This window comes from Acinetobacter sp. S4400-12 (assembly GCF_024129495.1).
GTDB lineage: Bacteria > Pseudomonadota > Gammaproteobacteria > Pseudomonadales > Moraxellaceae > Acinetobacter > Acinetobacter lwoffii_C.
Genome location: NZ_JAMXYB010000055.1, coordinates 1 through 6,996 on the forward strand (window position 1 = coordinate 1; position 6,996 = coordinate 6,996).

The window sequence follows — 6,996 nt, forward strand, 5'->3', positions numbered from 1 at the left end:
TTAAATCCATAAATAGGTGTCCACTTAAATTTAAGTGGACACTATCGCGGTATTAATGAGTTAGAAAAAGTGGGGTTCAGCGGACGCTTACGTAAGACACACCTTTTTCATCATTTGAAGTGTCCACCCAAAGCAAATGCTTATTAGCATCCACTAAAGTATTAAGCTTTGATTTTAAAACGACTTGATGCTCACGTTGTGCATCAGGATTACCACATGTAAGTTGCCCATCATAAAAATAGTTAATCATTTTCATAATGCTAGGATGCATACGAAATTGTGTGGTGAGACGTTCACGTAACACATCAGGTGCTTTTTCAAATAACTCTTTAAATAATGATGCAGTAACTAATTTTTCATAGCGTTTGAAATTGTCTTTTGTGAGTAAATTTGAACGATCTTGATTTTCATCTTCTACTTCTACTAAATCTTCAAATGTTTCAGTAGCATCTTGGCCTTCTTGGAACATTGGAGGTAATTGACGATGATCACCCACTAAAATAGCTTTACGGGCACGCATAAGTGGCATTAACAGCTCAATTGGGGTAGCTTTAGATACCTCATCAATAATCACCACATCAAAGCCATCAATACCTGCATCTTGTAAGGTACGTGAATTTTCATTACAAGAAATCGCCACTAAATTACAGTTTTGGGTATATTCCTGACTCATTAGTTCCCAATCCAATTTTGACTGTTGTGGATTATTAAGAGACTGCACCCAGTCTTCAAATAAACCATGCCAATTTTGGTTTTGTGCTTTGCTATCCTGATATTGTTGCTGTAAATACGAAATATGATTTTGAGTAGATTTAATTGATTCACTTAAACAGGTATTTTGAAAATTTTGTTGCTGTAAATGTTGTTGTTCAGCATCTTGCTGTTTTTGCAATTGAATTTCGGTCGTTTTGTATTGATCAAGTAGGTTTTGAATTTCACGTTCAATTTGTTTGATCGGTGCATTATCGGGTACATTTATCTCAAATGCTTGCATTTGTGCAGTTAAGCTTTGGCTTGCTTCTGTAATCTGACCATTAAGACATTGCCCAAATTGTTTAAATTTCTCAAAACGCTCAGCTAATAACATTGCAGTAGATTGTGCATTTTTAATATTGAGGAATTGATCTCTATCCTTAAATAATTGGTAACATTCGTGGGTTAAACCACCACTTTGTTGCTTTAATTGATTTACTTCTCGACGTTTTAGACGCCATAAATTAGAAACTTCTTCGCTATCATCTAGATCCATTTGATTAGCAAGCTGTTCAATTTCTTGTTGTAGTTGTTGAACTTTTAGCTGTGTCTCGATACTCGTAAGACCACCCTGACCTGCTTGTTGCAAGCGAGTAATATCCTGCTCCATCACCTCAAAGCTACTATGAATATTTTGCCAAACATCTAATAATGCCATCAAAATTTGAGCTTGTGATTCTGGATAAAAGCGAAAATCAGCAATTTGAAATGGCAATTGAACCTGATAGTTGTCTAATTCAAATAAGCGACCTGCAATATTTTTAATCATATCGGGTAAAACAAGACCTGGAGGTACAATACTTTGCCCTGCTAACAAATCTTGCAACTGTTGTAATTCTACTAGTCGTTGTTCATGCACTTGATACTCGAGTTGCTGTTGTTGAAAAGCCTTTTGTGCTTGTTGTTGTTGCTGACGCTTTTCAATACCTTGTTGTTTGATACTTTGACGTTGTTGTTCAAGCTTTTGTGCATCGAGTTGTAAAAACTCAGCTTGATTTAACCATGTTTTTAACGCATCAATTTGTGCTTCCTGCTGTTGCAATGGCGTTAAAAAACGTACCTGAATATCATGGCTCAATGCCTCATAATGACGTGCTAAGGCTTGCTCACCTGAAAATAGTTTACCTTCTTCGGTAATTTTATCTCGCCCACGCCCTTGTTTTGCTAAACGAACCGCACGTAATGAAGGGTGATTGGTGATACGTGATAGCGCATTATCAATAGCATCATGTGATTGGCTACTAAGCAAAATGGTTTTACCCTGTTTTACTAGCTGTAAAATAGCTTCAGCAATAACTGTGGTTTTACCTGTACCTGGAGGGCCTTGAATTAAACATAAGTCTGGTGCAGCAAGCATTTTTTGCACTGCACGCTTTTGTGCATTATTTAAGTTAGAATTAAACCATTCTTTAATTTCAGGAAGTAAGTTAGGTAATTGTGCTTGCGTGATATCAAATAAATAACTTGATAGATATGGTGCATAGCAATTTTCATTTTGCTTTAAATTACGCAGGATCCTATCCTGACGATCTACCAATGACCAATCACCAATTAAAGCAAAAGATACGAAACCTGTGCTTGGTACTGTTTCAAGCATTTCTTTAATATCTTCTCTATATTGTAGAATGGCTTCTTCATCAGATTGATCAGGTACCAAATTGGTGACTTTATTTTTCCAATCTTCTGTGGGCTCAATATTCAGCCATGCAAATACAGGTGCTGAAAAAGGTATATCTTTTAAATCTATATGTTGAAAAACATTCTTTACTTCATCTGGATTCAGTAAACAGAAAGCATTTTTACCACGTTTAAATTGTCCGAGTTCAAATTTTACCTTTTGCTTATTTTGACGTTTATCTTCTAAGCTCGGTAATTCAAATTTCCATGGATCAGTTGAGGTATTTAGATCAAATAATTGTAGGTCTTTTCGTGCTAAGGCTCTACGTACAAGCTCAAAATCTTGTTGACTATTAGCAATCGCAAGCAATTTAAAAATATGTTTTTGTTCATCATAATTAATTGTTAAATAACGCAAACCTACTGATTTTTGCCGAATCAGTTCTTTTTTAAAGCCCAAAAATTTACGCCACTCTTCTAAACGCTCATTAGCTAAAACAGAAATTTTAGGTAATTCTTCTACAAGTTGTGGTGTTAATACATTTTGGATACCACGAGAGGGATATTCCCCTTCCCCCAAAAACTGATATTCACACTCTAATTCATGTTCATAGTTAGTAGGGTGTTCACTATTATGGCTAATTATTACGCTTTCTGGGATTAAATAAGGTGTGGAAGAACGAGTCCCCCAGTAACCAATCACAACTAATGAACTGTGTTCATCTAAATACGCACTAAAAGCAGGATGTTGAGGGATACGAATAGCTAAATTAATGCGTTGTGCAGATTTATCCTGTAAAGACAAATTTGCGACATAACACACTGTTGGCATAGATGGGAAAAAAATATTCAAAAAATGTGTGCTTATGTCTGAAGCTACATTTTCAAATAAAGGTTCGAGGCTTGGTTTAGCTTTTAAAATATGTGTAATATTTTGTTCAAGTCTAGTTTCACGATCTGAAAGTTTCCAAAAAAGTGTAGCCATATTTTTTTCTCATAACGAAATTATCATTAAAAAATCTTTAAAATCATAAAAATAATTTTTCAAGTGACCATTATTATAAATATATATGTTTGAAAATTAAAACAATAAATAACCTAAATTGTGGATATGAAATTTGTCTGGGATACTAGGGTCTGTTGAGAATGAATAGCCACCAAAATTCTAGACACACCTAACCATCTTTTGATGGGCCTTTTCATAATCTAATGGAGAACGCTGACCATTGGAACCATGTCTGCGTTTTGAATTGTAGAACATCTCAATATATTCAAAGATATCAGACCTAGCTTCAGTTCTTGATGCATATAGTTTCTTCTTAATTCTTTCTCGCTTTAACAACTGAAAGAAACTCTCAGCAACAGCATTATCATGGCAATTTCCTCTGCGACTCATACTACATTCCAGATTGTGCTGCTTAAGGAATGTTTGCCATTCATGGCTCGTATATTGACTGCCTTGGTCAGAGTGAATCAGAACTTTATTCTGTGGTTTTCTCCGCCATAGAGCCATTAATAACGCATCTAAAACCAGATCTGTCGTAATTCTGGATTTCATAGACCAGCCAACTACAAGTCGTGAGAACAGGTCGATTACCACTGCGAGATATAGCCATCCTTCATGGGTACGAATATAGGTAATATCAGTCACCCATAGTTGGTTCGGCTGTGCTGGATTAAATTGGCGGTCTAAAGTGTTTGCAGCAACAACCGACGGAGTACCTGCATGAGTTCTAGGTTTGCGATAGCCACGCTGTGATTTAAGTCCATCAACTTTCATCAACCGATGCACTCGATTAATCCCACAATTCTCACCAACATCTTTCAGATCACAGTAAATCTTGCGATAGCCGTAAACCCCACCAGATTCTAACCAAAACTGTTTAATCAGTCCTGAAAGTTGTTGCCGTTTCTGGGCTGTCTTGCTGATAGGCTGCTTTAGCCATGCATAATAACCACTATGATGAACATCTAGAGTTGAACACAAACGACGGATCGGCCATATATGCTGGTTGTCCCGAATAAAGGCGTACCTCATTTGGACTGGCTTGCGAAGTACACCGCGGCCTTTTTTAAGATGTCCCGTTCTTCAGTTACTCTTTGCAGTTCTTTTCTGAGCTTTGCTAGCTCTGCAGTTGGATCTGCTGATTGAGTAACTTTGGGTTGTTGAGGATCATAGCGTTTAATCCAGGCATATAAACTATGTGTAGTTGTACCTAAACGCGCAGCAACCTCGGCCACACTATAACCTTTCTCGGTAACTTGCTTTACTGCTTCAATTTTGAATTCTTCAGGATATCGTTTACTGCTCATAAGCACCTCGTTAATTAGCCATTTTATCTAACTAAAAGGTGTCTACAAAATTAGTGGCTATTCACCTTTCATAAGATGACAACTAGACAAAGAGTCGAAATAATTACTAAAAAGAATGTGGCCGAATTTTTAGCGCTATTGGATGGTAAAAAATCTGTAATTGAAATCCTTAATAAACTCGGCGAGTTTTCTAATGAAGATGCAGAAAAACTAATAACTTATTTATCAAATGAACATTTACTAGTAGATACAACTTTAGATATTGATATTGATCAGCGTTATGATCGTCAAATTAATTACTTTGATGATATGATTCTTGATCGCAGAGGAGCAGAAACTCAAAAACTATTGGCTTCAAAAAATATCGTATTGCTCGGTTGTGGTGCAATTGGATCGACAATTGCCGAAATTTTAGTAAGAGCTGGAGTACACTCCTTAACATTAGTAGATTTTAAAAAAATCACAAAGAGTAATATTGATCTTCACTTATTTGCGACAAAAGAAAATATTGGTCATCCAAAAGTTCAAGCTTTATCAGAATATTTGACAAAGATTAATCATAGAATAAGTATCAAAACGTTTAATGAAAAATTACTACCAAATACTGATTTATCAAAATGGATTGATAATAAAGTAGATCTAGTTATTAATAGCTGTGATGAACCATATATCGGACATACATCATTAAAAGTCGGTAGGTATTTACACCATTTTAAAATACCTCTATACGTTGCTGGGGGCTTTGATGCCCATCTTATGAGTTCTGGCGAACTAATCAACCCACCCTTTACCCCATGTATAGATTGTTCACAACGGACTTTTACTAAAGCATTGGAAGGCTGGAAACCCACTTATAGCTATATAAATGCTTCAGATGTGATTGTGGAAGACACTCAACTTGATTCTAAGAATAACTACACAGTAGGTGGAGCCGGAGGACTTATTATGATGAGTGGTTTTTCGGCAAATCTTAGTTGCATAAAAATACTACAATTCCTATGCGAAGATTCTTCTTTCGATCATACACCGATTAGATATGAATATTTACCAAACCATGGAGTTATGACCGAATTTGTATTGTCGCGTCAGGAGGAATGCAATGTCTGCAACAAATAATCTTAGATTTCGACAAAGTGTAGGTGTGATCCCCAAAGCAAACTCTGTAGAGTTTTTTAGAGCTAATATAAGAGAAAGCCTAGTTTTAAAAATTGACAGCAATAAAATTCTGGAATTATTACAAAGTTTTAATGGTAGTAATTCTCTTCAAGATATTTGTAATAAAATGAATTTAATTGATCTAGATCAATTAAAAACACTAAGTAGTTTTCTAAAAAAAGAATTTATTCTAATTGAACAAGACCTACCTTACCCCCTTAGTTTAACTAAAGATAATTATAGATTAATAAACATACTAGAAGATTATTTTCATTCTACCAGTGAAGTTATTAATGCTATAGAAAATTTAAAAAAATCTAAAGTTATGATAATTGGTGTGGGAGCAGTAGGAAGCTATATTGCCACCTATCTAGCAAAAGTACAGGTAGGAAAATTTATTTTTGTTGATTCCGATGTGGTTGATATAAGCAACTTACATAGACAGCATTATTTTGAAAAAAATATTGGTGAGAAAAAAGCAAATGTTTTAGCTGAGCATCTAAAAGAAATAAATAACAATATTGAAATAAAAACCATTCATTGTTTATTGAATGATGGTTTTTTCAAATTAAATAGTTTAGATGATGATATAGACTTAATTATTAATTGTGCCGATCAACCAAGTGTTGATTATACAAGTAAATTAATTGCTAAATACGCAATGGAGAATAATATTCCACATATAGTAGGCGGTGGTTACAATCTTCATCTCACACTAATTGGACAAACAATAATTCCAAATTTAACAGCATGTTTTAAATGTTTTGAAAAAGCATTATATGAAAAAAATCTTATTGATTTAAAAGGTGTAAAAAAATTACATCGCGAAGGAAGAAAATTAGGATCTTATCCACCACTTTCAGGTCTTGCGTCCAGTCTAGCAGCTTTAGATGCTTTTAAAGTATTAATTAAAAAATATGAATATTTACAGCAATCAAACCGGCGTATTGAATTTAGTATTGAGAAAAATAATTTTACTATTAGAGAAATAGCAAAAGATCCAAATTGCGAATGGTGTGGAGCAAGCTAATATGAACTATATTGAAATCCAAGGTATTACTACACATAATGGCTTTGTTGCACAAAGATTTAAAAGACAACACTCTGCTCATTTGAACAGAATTCAAGTGACAACTTGGGTATGAGGACGACCTAATT

At 34.7% G+C, this 6,996-nt stretch carries 4 protein-coding genes; 2 read left to right on the forward strand and 2 right to left on the reverse strand.

All coding sequences use genetic code 11. The features are described from left to right. Positions 1–76: 76 nt before the first annotated feature. Together NI461_RS13510 and NI461_RS13515 are read right to left on the reverse strand one after the other, a co-directional pair. Positions 77–3,355, reverse strand: a complete 3,279-nt coding sequence (locus NI461_RS13510) for an AAA domain-containing protein (RefSeq protein ID WP_253157694.1) — start codon at positions 3,353–3,355, stop codon at positions 77–79. Positions 3,356–3,535: 180 nt separating this feature from the next. Then, positions 3,536–4,683, reverse strand: a protein-coding gene (locus NI461_RS13515; protein ID WP_125825069.1) for an IS3 family transposase whose coding sequence is annotated in 2 segments (ribosomal slippage) — positions 3,536–4,437 and positions 4,437–4,683 — 1,149 coding nt in all. Because the reading frame shifts where the segments join, the coding sequence is not laid out codon by codon here. 75 nt (positions 4,684–4,758) lie between these two features. Here NI461_RS13515 and NI461_RS13520 point away from each other — a divergent pair. Next, positions 4,759–5,799: a ThiF family adenylyltransferase gene (locus tag NI461_RS13520; protein ID WP_253157696.1), complete on the forward strand. Its 1,041-nt coding sequence runs from the start codon at positions 4,759–4,761 to the stop codon at positions 5,797–5,799. After that, the gene (locus tag NI461_RS13525) at positions 5,783–6,868 is read left to right on the forward strand and encodes a ThiF family adenylyltransferase (protein ID WP_253157697.1); all 1,086 of its coding nucleotides are present in this window, start codon (positions 5,783–5,785) and stop codon (positions 6,866–6,868) included. The genes NI461_RS13520 and NI461_RS13525 overlap by 17 nt, the downstream gene beginning before the upstream one ends. Positions 6,869–6,996: the final 128 nt, after the last annotated feature.

Excerpts from the sequence above, each read along its gene's own strand:
- NI461_RS13510 (WP_253157694.1), bottom strand. The coding sequence starts at position 3,355 with ATGGCTACACTTTTTTGGAAACTTTCAGATCGTGAAACTAGACTTGAA.
- NI461_RS13520 (WP_253157696.1), top strand. The coding sequence starts at position 4,759 with ATGACAACTAGACAAAGAGTCGAAATAATTACTAAAAAGAATGTGGCC.
- NI461_RS13525 (WP_253157697.1), top strand. The coding sequence starts at position 5,783 with ATGTCTGCAACAAATAATCTTAGATTTCGACAAAGTGTAGGTGTGATC.